A 24,172-nucleotide genomic window follows, 5' to 3' on the forward strand; every position below is an offset into this window, starting at 1 on the left:
CTCTTGCACCGGCCCAAAGATGCGGCTGAAGCCGCGCGAATGGTGGATCAATCGGTGCAGATATATAACAGCGAGCGGCCACATCTATCGCTGAAATACAAAACGCCCGATGCGGTGCATCGGGCGTTTTGAGGCTGAAATGGGTGTAAACCTATTTCAGGACTAGACACTGAAATTCGTTGAATCAACAACCGAGAACCATGGGGAGCAGAGCAGTGTCAGAACTGGTTATAGTCTTTGGAGAGGCTATTTCCATGTTGCCGATTAAATAAGGACTTGAATGAGCAGGCTTATCGTAGTGTTTGCAGTGTTAGTGCTCGCAGGGTGCACGGCAACCAACGCCAAGACCCACGCGCGGCATGGCGTCAGCGGCATCGAGATCGATTGCTCCGGCCTGGGTTCCAGCTGGGGCAAGTGCGAGAAGCGTGCTGCGCGTGAGTGCAAGGCGCAGGGCTACAAGGTGGTGACGAGGTCGAGCGACGCCAAGGATGAAGAGGGTGACTATCTGTTTGGCTGGAATCCGGCTGGGGCAGTAACCAGGAAGATGTTGGTGATATGCAATTGAGTGGATCGAGTGCCGTTTACTGGCGCCGAAATATCCTGCAGATAAGTTATTGGATGGGCTGTTCAAATTCAGCAAGTCATGCTAAAACCTTCGAAGCGCTTTTCCTAGCTGCTTGAAAAAGAAGGGAAAAATATGACGAAGTCGGAGTTGATCGAACGAATTGTCACCCATCAAGGGCTGCTCTCATCCAAGGATGTGGAGCTGGCCATCAAGACCATGCTTGAACAGATGTCACAGTGCCTGGCCACCGGAGATCGGATCGAGATCCGCGGCTTTGGCAGTTTCTCGCTGCACTACCGCGCACCGCGCGTAGGCCGTAACCCGAAGACCGGGCAGTCTGTCAGCCTTGATGGAAAGTTCGTGCCTCACTTTAAGCCGGGCAAGGAATTGCGCGATCGGGTGAACGAAGACGAGGAAGACGACGTCTGAGTTTTTTTGGGGTAGGAGAAAGTTATGCGTGGGGTTAAGCGCTTTGTTGTGGCATTGACGGTGCTGGTTGTTGCACTGGTGGTGTTGGCGTTTGTGCTGGAAAACCAGCAAGGTGTGTCGCTTTCGTTCCTGGGCTTGGCTACTGGGCAGATGCCGGTGTCGGTGTTTGTGGTGGTGGCTTTGATTGTGGGGATGTTGGTGGGGCCGTTGTTGGGCGTGTTGGTGCGTAGCCCGCGTCCTAAGTCGGTTCCGGTTGGGCGCAGCTAGGGCTGTTTTCACTGAACTTGCTGCCGTCTGGCTGGGTCGCTAATGTGACCGTCCGTCATATGGTTTTCTTTAAATATCGCTAGATTTGCTATTCGCATTTTTGTTGATAAGGTCCCCTCATGTCGGAAGCGCCGGCAATGGCCCTCGTTAGTCTGGAGTTTTCTTTCTGTCTGGTCCTTTTCCTACGAGCCTATCAGGGTTGCCCCTAGATGCTTAGGAAGTGCCCTACAGGCATGTCAAGACTTGTAATATGTCAGAGAGATGGCAAAATGCAATCTGTTCTCGATAACGGGCATTTTGTGCGCTAAAAATTTGGCAGAGACGCTGGGTTTTGGCGGTCATACAATCAGAATAAAAACACACAATTTCGTCTGCATAACGAGCCCGCAGTTTCTCTTTGAAGGCAGGTTTTTGTTGTGAGTATTAGCTTCCAAGCCCCCCCTGTTTCCTCATCTGATGAAGTGGGCCTCTATGCTCTTTATCGTATGGTATGGCAGCAGAAAGTGCTGATTCTGTTCGTGACGGTTTTAGTTGGAGCGGTAGTAATTGCTTGTGCTTTTCTAGTGCGTCCGGAATATCAAGTGAGTAGTGTTTTGCGTCCAGCGGCGATCAATGAGCTGGATGCGTTGAATCGCTCTGAGATTTACCAGCTGCCTCCGGGAGAGGCCTTGATAAAAGTGGGCGCTTCTCTGGAGTCTTATGAGACACGCCTCGGTTTTTTCAGGGCGAATCAAAAGTTGTTCAGTAAGTTTGAGCGCCCTGGTAGGACGTTGGAGCAAAGCTTCGAAGAGTTTAATTATAATTCTATTAAATTAGTGATTCCTGACGCTAAGAAGTCGGGTTCTTTAAGTGAATATATCAAGCTCGAAATGAACTATCCCGAAGGGATCGACGGCGTCGCTATTCTGAACGGATTTGTACAGTACGCGATTGCAAGTCAGCGTCAGCAAATTACCGCTGATATGGAAGTGATTGTTAAAAATCGTTTGAGTGAGCTCGCTGGTAGGCTCGATGCGGCTCGATCCAATTATGATACTGATAAGGCGGCCAGAATAGCTACGTTGAGCGAGGCTGATGATCTCAAGAGGGCTCAGTTACAGGATGAGTTGAAGGCGCTGCGTGCCCAACTGAAAACCCAGCGAGGTGACCGAGTAGCGCAGTTGAACGAAGCAATTGGGATTGCGAGGTCTCTGGGCATTCAGAAGCCGGCTACACCTTCTTCTCTGGGGGAGGCAGGTTCGCGTGGAAGCCAGCAGGTAATGCGTACAGAGGTGAATAACCAGCAAATCCCTTTATATTTCATGGGTGTAGATGCCTTGTTGGCAGAGCGTGCAGCCCTGTTGCAGCGCAAGTCGGATGACTTTGCCGAGGCGCGCATAGGACAGATTGCCAAGGAGCTTCAGTTACTGCTGGCTAATCGTGAGGTTGAAATACTTAAGCTGCGGAAAAACGAAGATCTGTTCCTCAGTGGCGTACAGCCCCTGCGCGCGGAGGAGGTAAGACTGCGTAACCTCAATGTCGATATGAGTGGCTTAAAACTTGTCACGATTGACAGAGAGGCTATAGAACCGTTGGGTGCTGTAAAGCCTAAAAAAGTGTTGTTCATCATTATCGGACTTGTGTTTGGTTTGATGTTAGGTCTGGTTGTCGCATTTGTGCGAGGCACCGTCCAAAATCGGCGTGAAGGCGGTCTGGATGCCGCGTTGCTGCCACGCTCATCCTCCTTTGCAAAAAAAAACTTATTGGCGAGTGTTGACGGGAAATGAGTCAGGCGCCGTCAAGAAGGGTAGCCCGGCGATCAAGGGTGATGGCTTTATGATACTCCTCATGACCGGATATCTCTTTCACGTTATCTTTATGCGGATTTCAGCACGAAGCTATGATTTAATTCGTGCATGTCTGATGCGTAGTGATTCGTCCTGGACGCGCTGCCCCTCACCTACCGCCTGATGATGTCTGCTTGTGAGTAACGGTAGGCAGGCATCAGGTCGGAGCTGAAAGGCAACGCCGATAGCAAAAGGTCGCCATATGACGGGTCACATGCTGACTTTAAAATTTATCTAGTTTAATTGGAGCGTTACGGATGCACCTGCAGAAGCTGGCCAGTGTTACCAAGTTCAAAAGTAAGGAAGCGTTGATCGGGATTGTTGGTCTTGGTTATGTAGGGCTGCCTTTAATGCTTCGTTATAATGCGATTGGCTTTCGCGTACTTGGCATAGATATCGATCTGGAGAAAGTCGACGACCTTAACGCCGGCAAAAGCTACATCGAACATATCTCTTCCGCTAAAATTGCAGCCGCGCGCAACTCGGGTTTTGAAGCTACCGTAGATTTTACTCGTGTTGCTGAGTGCGATGCGTTGATCTTGTGCGTGCCCACGCCGCTGAATAAATACCGCGAACCAGATATGAGCTTCGTCATCAACACCACGGACGCAATCAAGCCTTACTTGCGTGCTGGTCAGATCGTGTCGCTGGAAAGTACTACCTATCCTGGTACTACCGTTGAGGAACTGCTCCCCCGAGTTCAGGAAGGTGGTCTTGTAGTGGGTGAGAACATCTTTTTGGTTTACTCCCCCGAGCGTGAAGATCCGGGTAATCCAAACTTCGAAACCCGTACCATCCCGAAAATCATCGGCGGTGACACGGCTGCGTGCCTGGAAGTGGGTACCGCTCTCTATGAGCAGGCGATCGATCAGGTCGTTCCGGTCAGCTCTACTAAAGCAGCAGAGATGACCAAGTTGCTGGAAAATATTCATCGTGCCGTCAATATTGGTTTGGTCAACGAGATGAAAGTCGTTGCCGACCGTATGGGGATCGATATTTTTGAAGTGGTGGATGCCGCGGCTACGAAGCCATTTGGCTTTACCGCTTATTACCCAGGTCCTGGTCTGGGCGGTCACTGCATTCCGATCGACCCGTTCTATTTGACGTGGAAGGCTCGCGAATATGGCTTGCACACTCGCTTCATCGAACTCTCCGGTGAGGTTAACCAGGCAATGCCCGAGTACGTCGTCAGTAAGCTGGCAGATGGTCTGAATGAGCGTGGTAAACCGCTCAAGGGCAGCAAAGTACTGATACTGGGTATTGCCTACAAGAAGAACGTGGATGATATGCGTGAGTCTCCATCGGTCGAGATAATGGAGATGCTCGAAGCCAAGGGTGTCACCGTTGCTTACAGCGATCCCCACGTACCTGTTTTCCCCAAAATGCGTGAACACCACTTTGTCCTCAGCAGTGTAGAACTGACTGCGGAGAGCCTGGCAGGGTTTGATGCAGTTGTTCTGGCGACTGATCACGAGAAGTTCGATTACGAGCTTATCAAGGCGTCCGCGCAACTGATCGTGGACAGCCGTGGTAAGTACCGCGTGGCCGCTCCTCATATTGTGAAGGCATGATCAGGCCCTCCTGAATGACGTGCGCTCCCGGCCTCCATGCGTGGAACGCCGGGAATTATCGAATGTTATAGGAAAGACTCATGAAAAATTTTGCTCTTATCGGCGCTGCCGGGTATATCGCGCCGCGTCACATGCGTGCGATCAAAGATACAGGCAACGTTCTAGCTTCAGCTTATGACATTAATGATTCGGTCGGTATCATTGACAGCCTTTCTCCAGACAGTGAGTTCTTTACCGAATTTGAGCGTTTTCAAGAACACGCATTTCGTTTGAAGCGGGATCCGAAAACGGCGCTTGATTACGTCGCTATCTGCTCCCCCAATTATTTGCATCATGCTCACATTGTTGCCGGTCTGCGGCTGGGGTGTGATGTTATTTGTGAAAAGCCGCTTGTCCCGACTACCGAAATTCTTGATGAGCTTTCACTCGTAGAAAAAGAGACTGGTAAACGCGTATATAATATCCTGCAACTTCGTCATCATCAGGCCATCCTTGATTTGAAGGAAAAGGTCGCGGGTGAGCAAAAGGATGGAAAGTACGAAGTTGAGCTTACCTATATGACGTCTCGCGGCAAATGGTATATGGAAAGCTGGAAAGGTGATCCACGTAAGTCATTTGGTGTGGCGACTAATATTGGTGTTCACTTTTATGACATGCTGCATTTTGTTTTCGGAAATCTTGAACGGAATGTTGTGCATTTTGTTAATGAGCACAAGGCGGCGGGTTACTTAGAGTACGAAAAGGCGAAGGTGCGTTGGTTCCTAACGATCGACGCTAATGATTTGCCCGCCTCGGTTAAAGGTAAAAAATCTACTTACCGCTCGATCACGGTAGATGGCGATGAGCTGGAATTTTCCGAAGGCTTTACCGACCTTCACACTACCAGCTATCAGGAGATACTGGCCGGTCGTGGCTATGGTATAGAAGACGCGCGCCACTGCGTTCAGACAGTGGAGACCATCCGTGCAGCCACGCCTGTGATGCCTTCTGCCGGGGAAGGTCATCCCATGCTTGCTACGTTGCTACGTTGAACTGTTTGTCATTGTAGATAGGATGGCCTAGGCCATCCTTTGCAATTTTCAATATTAATACGTGTAGTTGTTGGTGAGGCGAAAATTACATTGCTGATGTCAAAAAATAATGAATCGAACCAGCACGCTAGTATTAGTTTTCGAGGTGACATACAAGGCCTAAGAGCTGTCGCGGTCTTGGCGGTAATGATTTTTCATGCCAATAGCAGCTGGATGCCGGCTGGTTTTATTGGGGTGGATATTTTTTTTGTGATTTCTGGCTACATTATTTCTTTTATTCTGGTTAAAGAAGGGAAGTCCCTGAGTTGGCGGCAGTTCTATTGGGCACGAGTTAAAAGAATCGTCCCCGCTTATTTGATGATGTTGTCTGTCGTTTGTGTTATTTCGGCGGTATTGTTGACGCCAACGGATTTTTCGTTTTTTAAGAGTTCTTTACGTTCTGCATTGCTTTTCGTCAGTAATCAGTATTACGCAGGTTTCGGGGATTACTTTGCGCCGGGCGCGCATGAGTTGCCATTGTTGCATACATGGTCCTTGGCAATTGAAATGCAGTTCTATCTGTTTTTGCCAATTATCATCTATTGGGTTCCTAGGCGCTTTCTCGTCCCTTTGCTCGGTTTTTTATGTGTTGTTTTTTTTGCGTATGCTGAGATGAGATTAGGCGCGGCAGATAATCAGCGACATGTATATTTTTCTCTGCTAGCCAGGGTGCCAGAGTTTTTAATGGGAACGCTGATTGCTGTAAGTGGTGTCGGGCGTTCATGGTCTTCGAGACTATCATTTATAGCCGGATTGGTTGGCGCCACGTTGTTGGGGCTTTCACTTGCTTTTGTGAATGAAAAAGCGTTTCCGGGCTTTTATTCAATCTTTCCATGTTTTGCTGCGGGTTTGATTATCGCTTCGAGGACGGGCGTGGTCAGTAAGGTATTAGCGCTCCCGTTTTTTGTCACCCTAGGTGCGTTATCGTATTCGCTATATCTATGGCATTGGCCTGTGTTGGCCTTTATGCGCTATTACCTTGGGCTCGATAAGCTGCCGGCGGTGTGGGTCTGCAGCTTTGTGATCCTTACCTTTGTGTTGTCATGGGCATCATACCGCTGGGTGGAAGTCCCTCTGAGAGGAGGGGGAGTGAGGTTAGCCCGCTGGGTTGTGCTGGCCGTAACGTCCGCGTGTTTGATTACCCTCAGCCTGGCTCTAAATCCTATTATTGAAAAACCTCTGCCCGTTGAGATGACCCGATACGCCCCTCCTGACGAAATTTGTCACGGGAGGATTCTTGGAGAGTGCTTGCGGGGAGATCACGAGCAAAGCCCGCGGATGCTCGTTATTGGAGACAGTCATGCTGCGCAATTGAACGAGTTTTTCGACGCGGCAGGTGTTTCGGAAAATTTTTCTGCAAGAGTTATTACCGCAAGCAATTGTGTTCCTATCCCCGGATTTGACGTGGAACGAATTCCCGATTTTTCCCGTGCTGATTGCCGTGCCCAGATTGCTGCGCTGAGAGCATACATCGATCACGCTAAAATCATCGTGATAGGTGCGATGTGGCAATGGCAGGCCCCCAGTGCTGAGTTCATGTCTGCGCTTGCTGGTTTTCTGGAGGTTGCAGCTCAGCACGATGTGAAGGTTATCGTTCTCGCTCAGGTTCCAATGTTTAACTCTAACCTGGTGAGGGTGAAGCGCTTTGCAGCGCTTGGATTGCCTATAAGTGTTGTAGAAGATCGCGAGTGGGCAGCGGCAAATCAAAAGGTCGCTGAGCTAGCGGCTCGTTATCACGGCGTTCAATTTCTTGATCTGTCCCGTAGCGAATTTTTCCGCAATGCACCATTCTCACACGGAAGGCTGATTTACATGGATGATAGCCATTTAAATGAACTAGGAGCCCGCCAGTACGGCCTGTTCGCGGCATCATTTCTGAAAGCAGCGTTGTCACGGGCTTCAGAATGAAGCTTGACGCGCCTTTGGGCGAGCTCTGCACTGCAGACCGAAAATGATTTAGCGCTGACATTTTCATTCAAGCGGCTTGATAGCTCGGGGGCGCACGATTATTGTGGGTGCTTGTCTATGCTTGGACTGATTTTAAACCGACACGTACGAGCCTGGTTGAATATTTAGTAATAAGCATATGATTTTTATACGGTTTTTTGGCGAATATCAATTTCTAAAGAGTCAGTCGGTTTCATAAGACGGCGAAACACGTCAACAAGGAAGTGCACATGCAGGGTAGGCCCGTAGGGGAATGGACGTGATTGTCGCGAAGATCGCCCAGCATGGCTTCTTCAAAGGATTTCGAGTTGAGCTTAAGTGAATAGCTAAACTCCGAAATCCTTAGGCGTCGGATTTGAATTGCTAAATCATAATTGTTTTTTGTATATGGTTGATGAGGGTGAAATGAATTATACGGTACATTCAAGTGCAATTGTTGATGATGGCGCTAGTATCGGGCGCGGAACCCGAATTTGGCATTTTGTACACGTATGTAGCGGCGCTGTAATTGGAGAGGGAGTTTCACTGGGGCAGAACGTATTTGTTGGCAACAAAGTTATCATTGGCGACCGTTGCAAGGTTCAAAATAACGTTTCGGTGTACGATAATGTCACGTTAGAAGAAGGGGTTTTTTGTGGCCCTAGCATGGTTTTTACTAATGTATACAATCCCCGGTCATTGATTCAGCGGAAAGATGAGTACCGTAATACGCTTGTACAGAAAGGTGCAACGCTGGGCGCGAATTGTACGATAGTGTGCGGAACCACAGTTGGGCGTTATGCGTTTGTTGGTGCTGGAGCTGTCGTCAATCGTAATGTACCTGACTATGCTTTAGTGGTAGGTGTGCCCGCTAAGCAGATTGGATGGATGAGTGAGTTTGGTGAGCAACTAGATCTGCCGTTAACCGGTGACGGTTCTGTGAAGTGCCAGCATACAGCTGCGGTGTATGTGCTGCATAAAAATGAATTGAAAAAAATGGACGCTTAAATGATTGAGTTTATTGATCTGAAAGCTCAGCAAGCCAGAATAAAAGATGAAATCGATTCTGGGATACAGAAAGTTCTGGCGCACGGCCAATATATCCTTGGTCCAGAAGTTTACGAACTAGAGGAAAAGCTGAAAGAGTTTGTCGGCGCTGAATATTGCATTACCTGCGCAAATGGAACCGACGCGCTGCAAATCGTTTTGATGACGTTGGGTATAGGCCCGGGTGATGAAGTCATTACCCCAGGGTTTACCTATATTGCTACCGCTGAAACTGTGGCGCTACTGGGTGCGAAACCAGTCTATGTTGACGTGGACGAAAAAACGTACAACCTCGATCCGAAATTGTTAGCCGCAGCAATAACCACACGTACTAAAGCAATTATCCCTGTGTCGCTTTATGGTCAATGTGCTGATTTTGACGCCATAAATTTAGTAGCAGAAAAATACAACATACCCGTGATTGAAGATGCGGCGCAGAGCTTCGGTGCTACCTATAAAGGGCGACGCTCCTGCAATCTGAGTAAAGTAGCCTGTACGAGCTTTTTTCCTAGCAAACCTCTTGGTTGTTATGGTGATGGGGGGGCGATATTTACCAATGATGAGCATTTGGCGACTATTATTCGACAAGTTGCAAGGCACGGACAAGATCGGCGATATCATCATATCAGAGTGGGCGTTAACAGCCGGTTAGATACCCTTCAAGCGGCAATATTATTGCCAAAGTTAAAAATATTTTCTGACGAGTTGGAACGTCGAAATTCAGTGGCTGACAGGTACAACGAACTATTCAAGGCCACTGGCAAATTTTTGCCTCCCTTTGTAGAAACCCATAACTCGAGTGCCTGGGCGCAATACACCCTGCGTGTAGATAACCGAGACGAACTCCAGAAGAAATTCAGCGACGCAGGGATCCCTACTGCCGTTCACTACCCGATTCCGCTGAACAAACAACCGGCGGTAGCCGACCCGAATTCGAACTTGCCAGTTGGCGATCTCATTGCGGAACAAGTGATCAGTTTGCCCATGGGGCCTTACTTGAGCGTTGATGACCAGCAGAAAATCGTTGAGGTTGCAATCAGCTGACGTACTAAGTTTCAGGGAGTGCCTTTCCATAGCGTTGGTGTGTTGGTGAGTATCTAAAAGAGGCCAAACACTTGTTAGGCTCAGGCACCACTCTCATCATGTTTTAATTGTCTAATGTATGTCATAGCGAATATTTTGTAATGAGGCTTACCTTAAAAAGTGATTATTGGAGAAGTATAGCTTCAGTGCTGACAGGGTCTGCCATTGCCCAAATTATCCCCATTCTGGGTGCTCTGGTCATCGCAAGACTTTATTCACCTGGTGAATTTGGTATTTTTGCTTCTTGGTTAGGTGGTGTCGTCTTTTTGGGCGTGCTTATCACTGTCAGATTCGAGACCGCATTGGCTATTGAGCAGGACGGGGCGCCACGAGCGCACGCGGTTTATTCAGTAGTGATAACGTCGCTGGTGGTCGCTGTCGGTTTCATGCTTGCAACTTTGCTAGTGTTATATGTATTTCCAGAAATCACCCAAACTGTCTCTCTAACGTTGCTCCTTTGCGCGGTCCCTACGGCGCTCACTATTGGTCTTCTCCAGACTTGGCTGTCCTGGGCTGCCGCAGAAGGTCATTATGGTTTGCTTTCGAAAATGAGAATCTGTGGTGCGTCGAGCATCACTTTTTTACAGATTGGGTTGGGCTGTATTCATCCCAACGCTACCGTACTCGGAATTGGGTATTTTTTAGGCGGTTTGATTGCTTGTGGTATCGCCATAAAGTTAATGCCGCTACGTGTGCCAGGTCGAGAGATTGGTAAAGCAAAAACAGTCAAAGGGTTTTGGTATCGCCAACGTAGGTTTCCACAGTTTTCGCTACCGGCGGACGCGATAAACTCCGCTGCTGCTCAGTTGCCCGTTATCATTGTGGCCCATCGATATGGGGCAGAGGTAGCTGGATTGCTAGCAATGACATTACGGATTCTAGGAGCTCCGCTCGGCCTATTGGGCAAGTCTGTGCTTGACGTGTTTAAACGGCACGCTGCCTCCCGCTATCGCGAATATGGCGAATGCCGCGACATCTATATTCGAACCTTTAAGGTGCTTTCCCTTGGTTCATTAATATTTGTTGCGGTGATGCTGTTTTTGAGTGAACCCATATTTGTTATATTTTTTGGGGAAAAATGGCGTTTCTCCGGAACTATCGCTACTTGGATGCTGCCATATTTTGCGTTGGCATTCATCGCTAGCCCGCTGAGCTATATGGTTTACATCGCCGGTAAGCAAAATCTTGATTTGCTTTGGCAGGTGGCACTTTTGGCAATGACAGTGACCGCGTTGAGTGTGTTTCAGGATTATGCCGTAGCTTTGAAAGTTTACAGCGTTGGATATGCTGCCCTGTATGTTGTTTATGTAGCCATGTCATATCATTTTAGCCTGGGTGACAAAAGATGATTGTTATTGTCGATTACGATATAGGCAATGTGGCCGCCGTATCAAATATGCTGATGCGCTTGGGCATTCGATCTTTGATTACTTCAGATAAAAAGGAAATTGAAAAGGCAAGCAAAATTATTCTTCCTGGCAATGGTTCATTTGATGCCTGCATGAAAAATTTAAAGGCCAGCGGCCTAATTGGTCTATTGGAAGACAAAGTGCTAGAGCAACATACCCCCCTATTGGGTATCTGTGTGGGCGCCCAGATGCTGGGTAATAGCAGTTCAGAAGGAAATGAAGAGGGCCTTGGATGGCTGGAAATGGAAGTCAAAAAACTCCCTGATATCGAGGATTTACGAGTACCTCATATGGGTTGGAATGACGTTTCAGCGGTTGCTGGTACAACGCATTATCTTACAAACGATATTGAAAGTGACGCCCGTTTCTATTTTGTGCATAGCTATTTTATGCAGCCCGCGGACCCGGGCAATATTATTTTGACTGCAAAGTATGGTCTCGAGTTTGCAGCAGGTGTTGCGCATGGGAATATATGCGGCGTTCAGTTTCATCCCGAAAAAAGCCATCGATTTGGCAAGCGTCTTTTAAATTCATTTGCTCGAGGATTATAAATGCACCGCCCACGCATAATTCCTTGTTTACTGATAAGTGGCAACGGATTGGTTAAAACAAAGAGGTTCAAGGATCCTACATATATCGGTGATCCTGTTAACGCCGTGAGAATTTTTAGTGACAAAGAAGCAGATGAAATTGTTGTCTTGGATATAGATGCATCAAAAAATCAAACCGAGCCCAATTACCAGTTGATTGAAGAGATTGCGGGAGAGGCTTTCATGCCACTCGCATATGGCGGAGGCGTAAAAAATCTCTCCCAAGTAAGGAAATTGATCAGATTGGGTATTGAAAAAATAGTGATTAATACGGCATCGATTGAATCAAAAGGTCTTATCAGAGAGGCCGCGGATATCTTCGGGAGCCAAGCAATTGTTGGTGCCGTGGATATCAAGAAAAATATATTCGGCACATACAAAGTCTATGTGCGGTCTTCCACTGTCGAAGTGAAGTGTAGTCTGGATGAACATATTGATAATTTGATATCTTCGGGCGTAGGAGAGATATTCTTAAATAATATCGACCGCGACGGAATGATGAATGGTTATGACTTGAACCCGATTTTGCGTACGACCAGCAGAGTCAATGTGCCAGTGGTTGCGTGTGGTGGTGCTGGTTCTATTGATGACCTCGCATCTGTAATACGAGAGGGGCGTGTGTCGGGTGCGGCTGCGGGGAGCATGTTTGTTTTTCATGGCAAGCACCGCGCGGTTCTCATTAATTATCCAAAAGATATTCAGCTATAGTATGGGCAATATTCGTATGCTAAAGGGCAGTACATTAAACTCGCTGATAGTGGGCGTTATCGGGTTTTTTATACTGATTTCATACGGTTTGCAGTTACAAAAGGATAATGAGTACATAGGCTATGTTAATATCAATTTGGACATGCCGTACTTGTCCCGTGTCGTATTCGGAATTATCCTGCTTGGAATTATTCTGCCTAAGAAAATTATCAGGCCTTCTGATTTTTTTGCGTTTCTGTATGGTTTTTTTGTATTGCTTCCTTACGTGTTATTAAGTTCCGTGAGGGGGGAGGTGCCATTTGCAGAGTTTGTTGTATTCTTTATGACATTGGTGCTTCCCCTTCTACTAATAAAACTCATGATATTAACAATGCCCGTAATTAGAGTTCCAGGAATTCTAACTCAGGGTAGTGTTATTTTCGTACTTTGCTTGTTCGTCGCGGTTGGCATAATGGTTGCTTTGTCAAACCCGACGCCGTCTGCTGGCTTTGACTTTTCTAACGTGTATGAGCGCAGATTAGAAGGCCGCGATATTTTTATATCTGGGTCGCTGTTCTCGTATCTAAGTGCAGCTAATATTAATGGGTTCTCGCCTTTTATAGCTTTTTGGGCATGCTGGAAGAAAAAATACTGGTTACTAGTCGTCCCAATTTTGTGTTGGTTGACGTTTTTTTATTTGTTGGGGGTCAAGGCGCCGCTTTTGTTTATCTGTGTTGCCGCTCTGTTGGGCATGGCAGCAAATAAGGCAAAAATCGTTAGCTTTATAAGCTATATATATTGGTTGGTCATGGCGGCTTTCTGCATATTTGCTATTGAGTACAGTTTGAATGGTTATTCTTACGTGGCTGATTATTTTATTCGTCGGTCATTTGCCGTGCCTCCATGGGTAATGTCTTCTTTTTTTGAGTTTATGAGCTCGGATAATACTTCTTGGTCCTTATTGAATGGCGCACTTGAAGATAAGCCGATTAGCTTACTTATAGGTGAAGATTTTCTGGGGATGGATGGGCTAAACGCTAATACCAACGCTTTTATCTACAGTCTAGGGGCAGGAGGGATACCTTTGTATTTTCTGACAATAGCATTGGTAGGTGTTGTCTTTCTTATTCTGGACTCTGCGTTTTCCGTAAAGAACAATCCAAGCTTTATATGTCTTGGTTTTTCTTACGCAATTTTAGTCATTGAGCAGGCTGCTACGACCGCGTTGCTATCCTCTGGAATCGGTATGTTGATAGCGCTCATGATCTTCTCTAAACGAAATATGGACAGTACTTATGCTGCAAAATGACGCATACAAGATCTGCACAAACTGTGTAATGGATACCTCTGACAAAGACATTACCTTTGATGAAGACGGTGTTTGTAATCACTGCCGGAAATTTGGGTTGGTGTCTAAAAGTAGTTGGTTTCCGAATGAGGCCGGGGCTGCGAAATGGTCGCGTATAATTGAAGAGATAAAGCTAGCAGGGAAAGGCAAAGAATATGATTGCGTATTGGGATTAAGCGGTGGGGTTGACAGCTCCTACCTGGCGATAAAGGTAAAGGATTGGGGGCTTCGTCCCCTAGTTGTTCATGTTGATGCTGGGTGGAACAGCGAGCTCGCGGTTGCGAATATCGAGTCTATAGTCAAGCATTGCGGGTACGATCTCCATACGCATGTAGTTGATTGGGAAGAAATGCGCGATTTACATCTGGCGTATCTGAGAGCGGGTATTTCAAATCAGGACGTTCCCCAAGACCACATTTTTTTCTCAAGCCTTTATCACTTCGCTATTAAGAACGACATCAAATGTATGATGTCGGGCGGCAATTTGGCGACTGAAGGTGTTTTCCCGGAGTGCTGGCATGGAACGGCTATGGATGCAATTAATTTGCATGCAATTCATAGTAAGTATGGCACCCGAAAGCTTAAAAATTATAAGACTATCAGTTTCTTCCAGTACTATATTTGGTACCCGTTTATCAAAAAAATGCGTACTGTCAGACCGTTGAATTATATGCCTTACGACAAGGAGCGAGCGCTGGAGGAGTTGAAGGATACTGTCGGCTACAAACCATATGCGCGTAAGCATGGTGAGTCGCAGTTCACTAAACTATTTCAAAATTATTATCTCCCCAAGAAATTTGGGTATGATAAGCGGCGCCCTCATTTAGCGAGTCTTATTGTCTCCGGTCAACTGAGTAGAGACGCTGCACTGGAGAAGCTTGAAGAACCTTTATATGATTTAGATCAACTAGAGCTTGATATTGCCTATTTTTGCAAAAAGCTACGAATATCCAGGTCGGAGTTCGATGATTTGATGAATGCTCCCATTCACGAGTACACCGATTTTCCTACTTGGAACGGGCGCTATCGTATCCTGAAATCGGTGCAAAGAGTTGTAGCTCGTTTAACTGGACGGCGGTTTAGCGTGTACTCCTGATGCAGGAACTATTTAACAGTCAACGGCCGGAAGTATTATTATGAAAGTATGTCACCTAACATCGGCGCATCCTCGTTTTGACAGCCGAATATTTTTCAAGGAGTGTGTGTCCTTGGAAAATAATGGATATCAAGTGTCTCTGATTGTTGCCGATGGCCTGGGTGAGGAAGTTAAAGCTGGAATCAGCATTCATGACGTTGGTAAATCCAGCGGCCGACTGAATCGTATGTACGCGACCACTCGAAGGGTGTTTGAGCGCTCGCTTGTAGTTGATGCTGATATCTATCATATCCACGATCCCGAGTTAATACCTGTTGGTAGAAAGCTGCTACGCCGCAAGAAAAAAGTAATATTTGATGCGCATGAAGATCTGCCTAAACAAATCTTAGCTAAATCCTATATGAACGTTGTTGTAAGGCACGTTCTTTCTCGCGTGTTTTACTTGTATGAACATATCGTGTTGTCAAAATTTACCGGGGTTATAGCTGCAACACCTTTTATCAGAGATAAATTTCTGAAGATCAACGCCAATACGGTTGATATCAATAATTTCCCGATTTTGGGCGAGTTGACTGATGACATGCCCGTACAACAAAGTGACAGTTCGAGTATTTGTTATATTGGGGGCATCGCAAAGAATCGAGGAATCTTGGAGATTGTTGATGCGGTAGGAAGGTGCCGACATGACGTCAGGCTTTTGCTGGCCGGTGTGTTTTCAGAACCCAATGTCGAGCTGCAGTCGCAGGGCATGTCCTCTTGGGCAAGAGTAGACGCTTTAGGCTATCTGGATAGAAGCGGCATCAAAGACGTTTTGCGACGTTCAATGGCTGGGCTGGTCACTCTTCATCCTACAATCAACTACATTGATGCGTTGCCCGTGAAAATGTTCGAGTATATGAGCGCTGGCGTACCAGTCATAGCTTCTGATTTTCCGTTGTGGCGCAGTGTCGTGATCGAAAGTGAGTGCGGGCTGTGTGTCGATCCTCTTGATAGCCAGTCAATCGCACGCGCAATTGATTTCCTGTCCGAGAATCCTGAACAGGCACGGATAATGGGCAGCAATGGTCAGTTAGCTATAAAAAATAAGTATAATTGGCAGATAGAAGAAGGCAAATTGCTCGATTATTATAAGGCACTCAGCAGGTAAGTGCCGTCCTCCACTGAATATGAGGAGGGCTTGAATTTAGATTGCGCCTTGTCATGATTTATGGTTGGGGCGCGTCGCTTTGTTAGAGCGCTGATTGGACTGAGTATCTCCAAGCGGTATCATGATTTTATAGGGTTTAAACTATGTGCGGGATATTTGGTATCGTTTCTTCATCCGCCGTGGTCGAAAAGGATTTAGCTTTTTTGGCTCGGCATGCGATGCAACGTGGTAGGGATTCGAGTGGATTATTGATTTGGGATTCCTCCAAGTATAAAGCTACCAGAGCGGACTATGACGTGGTCTCACTCTTGAAGCGGAATCCTGTTAGAAACGCTACGTTGGTAGTCGGTCATAGCCGCTTGATCACCAATGGTCTTTCCGATAATCAGCCCGTCGTACGAGAAAACATCTGTGTTTTCCATAATGGCATCATTGTCAATGATGCTGAAATCTGGGGGCAGATCAAGCCCGAACGAAAGTTGGAAATCGACAGTGAGGTCATCGCGGCGATTGCTCAAGAATACCTGGCTAACAACGTTGAACTGGATGGCTTGGCCAAGGTGGTCCTTTCTCTTTGTAAGGGCGTGGTAGCTTGCGCGATCCTCCTGCCAGAGCGAGGGAAAGCATTAATTTTTTCCAACAATGGCAGTCTGTATGTAGGTGAGTTGAATGGAAGTGTCTGCTTTTCTTCAGAACGCTTCCCTCTAGCTGAAATTGGTTGTGCCTCAATCAAGCAAGTGCGTGAGGAGGCGGTGGTTATTGATATTCCTACCGCCTCTGAGCTAACTGTTTCTGACGATAATCGTCGAGTCCATAACCTGATACCACCATTTAAATTTAATCAGGTAGAAGAAAAATTACTTGAATACAACACGCCTGAATTGCGGCGCTGCACCAAGTGTATTCTTCCAGAAACAATGCCTTATATTACGTTTGATGCGAGCGGCGTGTGTAACTACTGCACGACGTATAAGCTGCGTAATGTGCCTAAGCCAAAGCAAGAGATTTTTGATCTTGTTGCGCCTTACCGCCGTAACGGTGCACTGGATTGCATCGTGCCTTTTTCCGGTGGGCGTGATAGTTGCTATGGATTGCATCTAATTGTTAAAGAACTGGGCATGAACCCGGTTACGTATACGTATGATTGGGGCATGGTCACGGATTTAGGGCGCCGTAATATCAGCAGGATGTGTGCTGAGTTGGGTGTCGAGAATATCATTATTGCTGATGATATCGACAAAAAGCGGAATAACATCGCGGTCAACCTGAGAGCTTGGTTGAAGTCGCCGCATCTCGGAATGATCAGTATTCTGACTTCAGGTGACAAACACTTTTTCCGCCATGTGGAAACAGTTAAGCGTCAAACGGGCGTGGGATTAAACTTGTGGGGTGTGAATCCGTTGGAGGTTACCCACTTCAAAGCTGGCTTTTTGGGTATACCGCCGGATTTCGAAGAAAAACGCGTGTACATGCACGGTTGGCAAAAGCAAGTTGAGTACCAGAGCCTGCGTTTCAAGGCGATGTTGAAGAGCCCGGGCTACTTCAATTCGTCGCTATGGGATACGTTGTCGGGCGAATATTATAGAAGTTTCACCGAGAAAAAAGATTACTACCATATTTTTGATTACTGGAGCTGGGACGAAAAGACCATCGACGACACGTTGATTGGAGAGTACGACTGGGAGACTGCAGTCGATACCAGCACGACTTGGCGTATCGGTGACGGCACAGCAGCGTTCTATAATTATATCTACTATACGGTTGCCGGTTTTTCTGAACACGATACGTTCCGCAGCAACCAAATTCGTGAAGGTGTCATGACACGTGAACGAGCGTTAGAACTTGTCAAAGATGAAAATCAGCCAAGATATCAAAATATTCGCTGGTACCTCGATGCGTTGGGTATGGATTTTAGTGGTGTTATAAAAACGATTAATTCAATACCAAAGCTGTACAAACTTTGAGTCGGCCCGATTTTAATGAATAAGACATTTTGGTATATCACGAAGTATTTTTCGCCGAAAACTGCCAGTAGCCCTGGTGGTCGTGGATGGTTTTTGGTTGAGGAAATGCGGAAGGCCGGTTGTGAGGCTGTGGTTATTACATCTGACTCGAACAATTTAGTCGACGTTCCCACACTTTCCCTGCGCGTAACGACGCAGGAAGTGTCTGGCGTGAAAATTGTTTGGCTCAAAACGTTGAAATATACCGTCGCCAAGTCCCCTCGTAGAATTTTAGGTTGGCTCCATTTTGAATGGAACTTACTGTTTTTGGATAAGGCAAAGTTGCCACGGCCTGATGTTATTGTGGTGTCGAGTTTGTCGCTATTTACAATTCTAAATGGGTTGTTGCTTCGAAGAAAGTACAAATGCAGACTGGTATTTGAGGTCAGGGACATCTGGCCGCTTACTATCATTGAAGAGGGGGGGTTCAACAAGGATAATATTTTTGTCCGGGCATTGTCGTTTCTAGAAAAAACGGCCTATAAAAGAGCTGACGTTATTATTGGTACGATGCCCAATCTTGCTGAGCATGTGAAGAAAGAGACGGGTCTCGACCGCCCAGTTTTCTGTATTCCCATGGGTGTCAGCGAGGATCACCTCAGTGAAACCAAACCACTGGCAGATGACTACCAATCCACATTCTTTTCCAAGCCTAAATTCAGAATCGTCCATGCCGGCACTATCGGAATCACCAATGCGCTGGAGCCTTTTTTTCAGGCAGCGGAGGCACTTAAGGATCATAGTGACATAGAGTTCCTTATGGTCGGAGACGGAGCTCTTAAACCGCATTTTCAAAAAGTGTATGGTCATTTGCCTAACTTGGTTTTTGCCCCTAAAGTCTCCCGGGATAGGGTTCAATCGGTGCTGGTCAACGCCGACATACTGTATTTTTCGGTTTATCCTTCAAAGGTTTGGGATTACGGTCAATCGTTGAATAAGGTAATCGATTATATGCTGGCGGGTAAGCCTATTGTTGCATCATACAGCGGCTACCCCTCCATGATTAATGAAGCTGATTGTGGTGTTTATGTACCGGCTGGTGATGTCGATAGTTTGGTTGCTTGTATTTTGGATATGAAATCCAAAAGCCCGGGCGATCGTAATGACATGGGGATGCGCGGACGCCGGTGGCTTTTGGAGGAACGTAATTATCCAAAGCTAGCGAAGGGTTACATGGATGCCATATTTGAGAGGCGCCATTGATGAAACGGCTCTTTGACCTTCTTCTTTCGGTAACTGCACTATTGGTCTTGTGGCCGGTAATGTTGTGGACTGCATGGGCGGTTCGCAAGAAACTTGGTACACCGGTCATTTTTCGCCAGATGCGCCCAGGTTTGGGTGGAAAACCGTTCGAACTTATTAAGTTTCGTACCATGCGCGATGCAGTTGATTTGAACGGCGACCCGTTACCGGATGCTGAGCGGATGACGCCCTTTGGGCAATTCCTTCGCTCCAGTAGTTTGGACGAATTACCTGGATTGTGGAGTGTCATTAAGGGAGATATGAGTCTCGTAGGGCCTCGGCCACTATTGACCGAATATTTGCCTTTGTATTCTGCCGAGCAGGCTCGCCGTCATGAAGTTCGTCCCGGAATCACCGGTTGGGCGCAAGTCAATGGGCGTAATGCTTTGAGCTGGGAGGCTAAGTTTGAGCGGGATGTGTGGTATGTCGACAATCAGAGTCTGTGGTTGGATGTTAAAATAATTATGATGACGGTAAAAAAGGTTTTTGTGCGCGACGGGATAAGTGCCGAGGGTGAGGCTACCATGTCTCGTTTTCGGGGCAGTAAAAACAGATGAATACGGTCTCTCTATTGCGGAGATTTTGTGATCAGTGAATTTGAATTTCACGCAGCGTTGTTTGAATTGGCCTACCGTAGCCAGTAGGCCTGTTCGTTTATGACTGGTTAGGCACGTTTTATTATTGGGGCCGTGGCTTTTCTTTGGGTATATAGATCTCCGCGCAACCGGTTATCACTTCCTTGCCTCTGACTGTGCAGACCGTATCAAAAAAAACCCTGTTTGTGTTTAGCTCGACCTTTGTTACCGTGATTGTTGCGGTAACGGTGTCGTCGATGTACACCGGTCTTTTGAAATTCAGTGACTGTGCTACGTATACGCAACCGGGTCCGGGAAGCTTGGTTCCAAACAGTGCAGAGAAAAATCCAGCAGACATTAACCCGTGCGCTATGCGCTTACCAAATCGGGAAGAGTTCGCATAGTCGCTATCAACATGGACTGGGTTATGGTCACCGCTGATTCCAGCATATGCTTTGATGTCTGCATCAGTTATAGTTTGAGAATACCTGACGGTCATGCCAAGTTGTATATCGTTGATGGGTATGGAGCCTAGGGCTGAGTCATTCATGATTAACCACCCAACCCTTTGCGTGGCAAAGGTTTCGCAGGGTTACCAACAACGATTGCCCCAGGCGCAACATCCTTAGTGACAACTGCGCCCATACCGACAATGGCGCCCTTGCCGATTTTAAGTGGCTTCCCCGCTCGGCCTTGTTTGATTATTGCTCCAGTCCCGATATAGGCGTGGTCTTCGATAGTTACATTTCCATTACACTTCACCGAAGGAGCGAATGTCACATAGTCTCCAATTATGCAATCGTGAGCTATATAAGAATATATGTTCGCATGGAAAAATTTACCGATTTTTACATTGGACGTTATCGTAGTGAAGGGGCAGAGTATTGCGCCTTCGCCAATTTCGTTTTCATCCAAGATCAATGCGTTATCAGCGGTAATGGAGAATGTCTTTGCGTCAATCTCCCACATGCGTTGGGCAATTTTTTCTCTGATTTGACTGTCGCCAATGGTGATATTGAAGAATTTTTTATCTGCAGGTAGCAGTGAAAATTCTGCAGACGTTAATACATCATATCCATTTATACTTTTAGCGCAGTCGCCATCATCAACAAAAACTAGTTTAAAATTGCCTTGGCAGTTTGATTCAAGTTTTTTTTTGACAAGCGGAATTACCTCTCGTCCAAATCCCCCGGCCCCTACGATTCCAAAAATATTCAAACCAATCTCCTTCATGGGCTTTGATTACAAGATATGAATCATATGATAATGCGAACGGAGGCTTTTACAACCTAAAGGTGTGGCCTGCGTGGGGGCCTTGAAAAAATATTCTGCTTGCGTCTCAGGACGCGGAGTCTACTCTTGGCCCCGTTCAGGCGGTTAGAGGATTGTTCTGCACAGCCCAACCGTTGGTGCTTTTCAACGGGGCGGTCGGTCGCGACTTTCCTGTTCATGGGGGGAGGATATGCTTTCTACTAAGGGATCATCTGAAAACGTTGCCTTTGAAACAGTGTTGCCTTTGTGCCCGAGACAGGAATCGTATTCGGCGACCAAATACCAGCGTTTGCTGGCCCTTTCCCGTAAGCACCTCAATCGCTGTACTAGCCAGTGCACTTTTTTGGTGGTGTTGGTCGCTCATCAGAGCGCCCGGCCAATCGATCACAAGTCAGCTGACCGATCTAGCATAGACCAGGCAAGCAAACTGACACGCGTGACATTCGCTTGTAGAATCCACCAACAGGTACCAGGTTGCTTGTCCACGCATGATGTGCTGAATGCTTTGCGGAATGGCACGACCGGCTTCGCTCCTTAGGCGTAGCTGGGCGTGATAGGAGATAAATGAATGAGTTACCGCTCAGAAGAATAGGTTGTACTAAGACGTATGCGTGATTATTTGAAGTTTTTTACTGTGGTGTTGTCTATCGCCAGTTTTCAGGGGGCCTTTGCTGATGCAACGACGAAAGATTCGTCAGACGGGATAGTGAAACGCTGGATATCGTCGTCTGTTGATCACTGGCAAACATATTCACAAAGCGGATCTAATGGTGTCCATAAATTTACTGAAAGTGACAATAGCTTTAAAATAAGAAAGGCTAGCCCGCCGTCGAAAAACTTTCGTACTGGCTACACCTTCATTTACAACAAGTCTCTATATTTTGAAGATCTCGGGAACAATATTAGCTACAAAAGAAACTGGCTCGGAAGTTATAAGCCTGTAAAGCTTTCGTCCAATAGTGAGTACAACGCTGCCGGATACAACTTTGAAGTCGACTCCTATTCAGGCCTTATTTCTGCATGCCCTCTATCGGATGACAATGAATGTAAAGTTTTCAACTTCCAGCCTGGTAGCTATCCCTACGTCTATGCTCAAAAAGAAGGCTCCGTCCTGTCCATTACAAACTACGGAGAAGCGATTCTTTTTAAAAACGGCGAGTGGTGTCGGATGTCGATGCGTGACGATATTTATTCGTGCACCAATCCAGAGCTCCCTATATTATCCGTGCCTAGAGCAATACAGTTTTACAGCTCAATCAACTACCAAGGGAGGGTTTTGCTAGGAGAGTGGCCGACGGGTCGTCTGTATGAGTTTGATGGAGTAGAACTCAAACCCTCCAATATGACCCCTCCGGAAATTGCAAAATTGTCCGATAAGCGTTTGGGATATGAAGCGCAAACCATGGCAGAATATTGCGGGGATTTGTTTGTCGGGTACTGGCCAAAGGGCGAAGTCTGGCGCTACGACCACCTTGCAAGGGAGTGGCAATTCTTCAAGAGATTTTTCAGCGATGTAGAAGGTGAGCCTTTCATTCCTTACTCACTGAGGGAGAGCGACGGCCTTGACTCATCGTTCTTTGGCCAGCGTATCACCGCCATGGTTCCGTTTGAAGGCGCTCTGTACGTAACTACGTCAAATCTAAGGGCTTGGACAGCGGCCGATTCGGCACCTGCGACAATAGACCCTTCCAAGGTAGCTGAATACGGGGCCATTTATAAGGTCACCAAGCCAGGTTGCACAACAAGTTATAGTTATGCAAAAGATTGATAAGTGAACCAGATAGTCGGCATATGACATGCAGCATATGGTAACGCTGGATTTGAAGCGAAGGTGAACGCCGGGTAACCCGGCGTCCTACCTAAGGAAACTCTGAAAAAGACTTCCAAATCTGGTGAAATACGCCTGCCCCACGAACTGAACGGTTGAGCCCCGATGAAGCAAATGTCTTTCGCTGATGCCGAGTACGCAGGCAAACGTAAGCAGACCCGCCGCGAGCGTTTCCTGATTGAGATGGATCAGGTCGTGCCCTGGAAAGGCCTGATTGCGTTGATCGAACCGTATTATCCAAAGGGCGAAGGGGGGCGTCCGGCGTATCCGTTGATGGCGATGTTGCGCGTTCATTTGATGCAGAACTGGTTCGACTACAGCGATCCGGCGATGGAAGAATCATTATATGAAACGACGATTCTGCGCCAGTTCGCGGGCTTGAATCTGGATCGAATTCCCGATGAAGCCACGATCCTCAACTTCCGCCGTTTGTTGGAAAAACATGAGTTGGCAGGTGGGATTTTGCAGATCATCAATGGCTATCTAGGTGATCGTGGCCTTCTGTTGCGTCACGGCATGGTGGTCGATGCGACGATCATTCACACGCTGAGCTCGACTAAGAACAAGGACGGTAAACGCGATCCTGAGATGCATCAGACGAAGAAAGGGAACCAATATTTCTTCGGGATGAAAGCGCACATCGGCGTCGACGCCGAATCCGGCTTGGTGCATAGCCTGGTGGGCACCGCAGCGAATGTGGCGGACGTGACACAAGTCGATCAGTTACTGCACGGCGAGGGAACTTACGTGTGTGGCGACGCCGGTTACACCGGCGTGGACAAACGATCCCAGCATCAGGATCGCAAGATGATCTGGTCGATTGCCGCCCGCCCAAGCAGCTACAAAAAGCACGCAAAAAAGAGTTTGATCGAGCGCATGCGAGGCAAGATCGAATACGCGAAAGCGCAGCTGTGGGCCAAGGTTGAGCCCCCGTTTCGTGTGATCAAGCGCCAGTTTGGTTATACGAAAGTGCGCTTTCGTGGTTTGTCGAAAAACATCGCGCAGCAGACAACGTTATTCGCTTTGTCAAACTTGTGGATGGTGCGAAAACGTTTTTTGGTATGGGCGAGGTGCGTCTGTAATGTGGGCCAATAGCCCTGAAACAGCGCGATCAGAGGACAGAACCGTGAATTAAGGACAAGAAGGTCTGATTTTCGACCGACTTATGATTTTTTGAGCCTCAAGTAGTGA

At 47.2% G+C, this 24,172-nt stretch carries 23 protein-coding genes; 21 read left to right on the forward strand and 2 right to left on the reverse strand.

Annotated features, from left to right (window positions below):
* The 19 genes from ACR52_RS29905 to ACR52_RS26680 all read left to right on the forward strand — a co-directional run.
* Positions 1–132 (forward strand): integrase core domain-containing protein (locus ACR52_RS29905; protein ID WP_152687706.1); only part of this gene is annotated, 132 nt, incomplete at its 5' end.
* Between the two features lie 148 nt (positions 133–280).
* Positions 281–565 (forward strand): hypothetical protein, encoded by a 285-nt coding sequence (locus tag ACR52_RS26600; protein ID WP_048731064.1) that lies wholly within the window; start codon positions 281–283, stop codon positions 563–565.
* 132 nt (positions 566–697) lie between these two features.
* A complete protein-coding gene (gene ihfB, locus ACR52_RS26605; RefSeq protein ID WP_048731065.1) occupies positions 698–994 on the forward strand; it encodes an integration host factor subunit beta in 297 nt (98 codons plus the stop codon).
* 24 nt (positions 995–1,018) lie between these two features.
* Complete coding sequence (locus ACR52_RS26610) at positions 1,019–1,261, forward strand: lipopolysaccharide assembly protein LapA domain-containing protein (protein WP_048731066.1); 243 nt, start codon at positions 1,019–1,021, stop codon at positions 1,259–1,261.
* 416 nt (positions 1,262–1,677) lie between these two features.
* Positions 1,678–3,027 carry a Wzz/FepE/Etk N-terminal domain-containing protein gene (locus tag ACR52_RS26615; protein WP_152687707.1) on the forward strand — a complete coding sequence of 450 codons (1,350 nt, stop codon included), beginning with the start codon at positions 1,678–1,680 and terminating at the stop codon, positions 3,025–3,027.
* Between the two features lie 317 nt (positions 3,028–3,344).
* Positions 3,345–4,658, forward strand: coding sequence for a UDP-N-acetyl-D-glucosamine 6-dehydrogenase (wbpA, locus tag ACR52_RS26620; RefSeq protein ID WP_048731068.1), 1,314 nt, complete (start codon positions 3,345–3,347; stop codon positions 4,656–4,658).
* Positions 4,659–4,738: 80 nt separating this feature from the next.
* On the forward strand, positions 4,739–5,689 hold the full coding sequence (locus tag ACR52_RS26625; protein ID WP_048731069.1) for a Gfo/Idh/MocA family oxidoreductase: 951 nt from the start codon (positions 4,739–4,741) through the stop codon (positions 5,687–5,689).
* A 96-nt stretch (positions 5,690–5,785) separates the two neighbouring features.
* Positions 5,786–7,636: an acyltransferase family protein gene (locus ACR52_RS26630; RefSeq protein ID WP_048731071.1), complete on the forward strand. Its 1,851-nt coding sequence runs from the start codon at positions 5,786–5,788 to the stop codon at positions 7,634–7,636.
* Positions 7,637–8,080: 444 nt separating this feature from the next.
* Positions 8,081–8,662 (forward strand): acyltransferase, encoded by a 582-nt coding sequence (locus tag ACR52_RS29910; RefSeq protein ID WP_082143255.1) that lies wholly within the window; start codon positions 8,081–8,083, stop codon positions 8,660–8,662.
* Complete coding sequence (locus ACR52_RS26635) at positions 8,663–9,745, forward strand: DegT/DnrJ/EryC1/StrS family aminotransferase (RefSeq protein ID WP_048731072.1); 1,083 nt, start codon at positions 8,663–8,665, stop codon at positions 9,743–9,745.
* Between the two features lie 140 nt (positions 9,746–9,885).
* Positions 9,886–11,133 (forward strand): lipopolysaccharide biosynthesis protein, encoded by a 1,248-nt coding sequence (locus ACR52_RS26640; protein ID WP_082143256.1) that lies wholly within the window; start codon positions 9,886–9,888, stop codon positions 11,131–11,133.
* A complete protein-coding gene (gene hisH, locus ACR52_RS26645; protein ID WP_048731077.1) occupies positions 11,130–11,744 on the forward strand; it encodes an imidazole glycerol phosphate synthase subunit HisH in 615 nt (204 codons plus the stop codon). The genes ACR52_RS26640 and hisH overlap by 4 nt, the downstream gene beginning before the upstream one ends.
* Positions 11,745–12,491 carry an AglZ/HisF2 family acetamidino modification protein gene (locus ACR52_RS26650; protein WP_048731080.1) on the forward strand — a complete coding sequence of 249 codons (747 nt, stop codon included), beginning with the start codon at positions 11,745–11,747 and terminating at the stop codon, positions 12,489–12,491.
* Positions 12,439–13,779, forward strand: a complete 1,341-nt coding sequence (locus ACR52_RS26655; RefSeq protein WP_152687708.1) for a hypothetical protein — start codon at positions 12,439–12,441, stop codon at positions 13,777–13,779. The genes ACR52_RS26650 and ACR52_RS26655 overlap by 53 nt, the downstream gene beginning before the upstream one ends.
* On the forward strand, positions 13,766–14,914 hold the full coding sequence (locus ACR52_RS26660; RefSeq protein WP_048731084.1) for an N-acetyl sugar amidotransferase: 1,149 nt from the start codon (positions 13,766–13,768) through the stop codon (positions 14,912–14,914). The genes ACR52_RS26655 and ACR52_RS26660 overlap by 14 nt, the downstream gene beginning before the upstream one ends.
* Before the next feature lie 106 nt (positions 14,915–15,020).
* Positions 15,021–16,061, forward strand: coding sequence for a glycosyltransferase family 4 protein (locus tag ACR52_RS26665; protein WP_330219129.1), 1,041 nt, complete (start codon positions 15,021–15,023; stop codon positions 16,059–16,061).
* A gap of 143 nt (positions 16,062–16,204) precedes the next feature.
* The gene (locus ACR52_RS26670; protein WP_048731087.1) at positions 16,205–18,025 is read left to right on the forward strand and encodes a glucosamine 6-phosphate synthetase; all 1,821 of its coding nucleotides are present in this window, start codon (positions 16,205–16,207) and stop codon (positions 18,023–18,025) included.
* 15 nt (positions 18,026–18,040) lie between these two features.
* Positions 18,041–19,267 (forward strand): glycosyltransferase family 4 protein, encoded by a 1,227-nt coding sequence (locus ACR52_RS26675; RefSeq protein WP_082143257.1) that lies wholly within the window; start codon positions 18,041–18,043, stop codon positions 19,265–19,267.
* A complete protein-coding gene (locus tag ACR52_RS26680) occupies positions 19,264–19,863 on the forward strand; it encodes a sugar transferase (protein ID WP_048731091.1) in 600 nt (199 codons plus the stop codon). The genes ACR52_RS26675 and ACR52_RS26680 overlap by 4 nt, the downstream gene beginning before the upstream one ends.
* A gap of 121 nt (positions 19,864–19,984) precedes the next feature.
* On the opposite strand, the gene ACR52_RS26685 is transcribed toward ACR52_RS26680, so the two are convergent.
* Both ACR52_RS26685 and ACR52_RS26690 read right to left on the reverse strand, forming a co-directional pair.
* Positions 19,985–20,431: a MaoC family dehydratase gene (locus ACR52_RS26685; protein WP_048731093.1), complete on the reverse strand. Its 447-nt coding sequence runs from the start codon at positions 20,429–20,431 to the stop codon at positions 19,985–19,987.
* A gap of 2 nt (positions 20,432–20,433) precedes the next feature.
* A complete protein-coding gene (locus tag ACR52_RS26690; protein WP_173439347.1) occupies positions 20,434–21,099 on the reverse strand; it encodes an acetyltransferase in 666 nt (221 codons plus the stop codon).
* 661 nt (positions 21,100–21,760) lie between these two features.
* Here ACR52_RS26690 and ACR52_RS26695 point away from each other — a divergent pair.
* Both ACR52_RS26695 and ACR52_RS26700 read left to right on the forward strand, forming a co-directional pair.
* A complete protein-coding gene (locus ACR52_RS26695) occupies positions 21,761–22,921 on the forward strand; it encodes a hypothetical protein (RefSeq protein WP_048731097.1) in 1,161 nt (386 codons plus the stop codon).
* A gap of 165 nt (positions 22,922–23,086) precedes the next feature.
* Positions 23,087–24,076 (forward strand): IS5 family transposase, encoded by a 990-nt coding sequence (locus ACR52_RS26700; protein ID WP_048731099.1) that lies wholly within the window; start codon positions 23,087–23,089, stop codon positions 24,074–24,076.
* Positions 24,077–24,172 lie beyond the last annotated feature (96 nt).

The sequence above is a fragment of the Pseudomonas fildesensis genome, assembly GCF_001050345.1.
Classification (GTDB): domain Bacteria; phylum Pseudomonadota; class Gammaproteobacteria; order Pseudomonadales; family Pseudomonadaceae; genus Aquipseudomonas; species Aquipseudomonas fildesensis.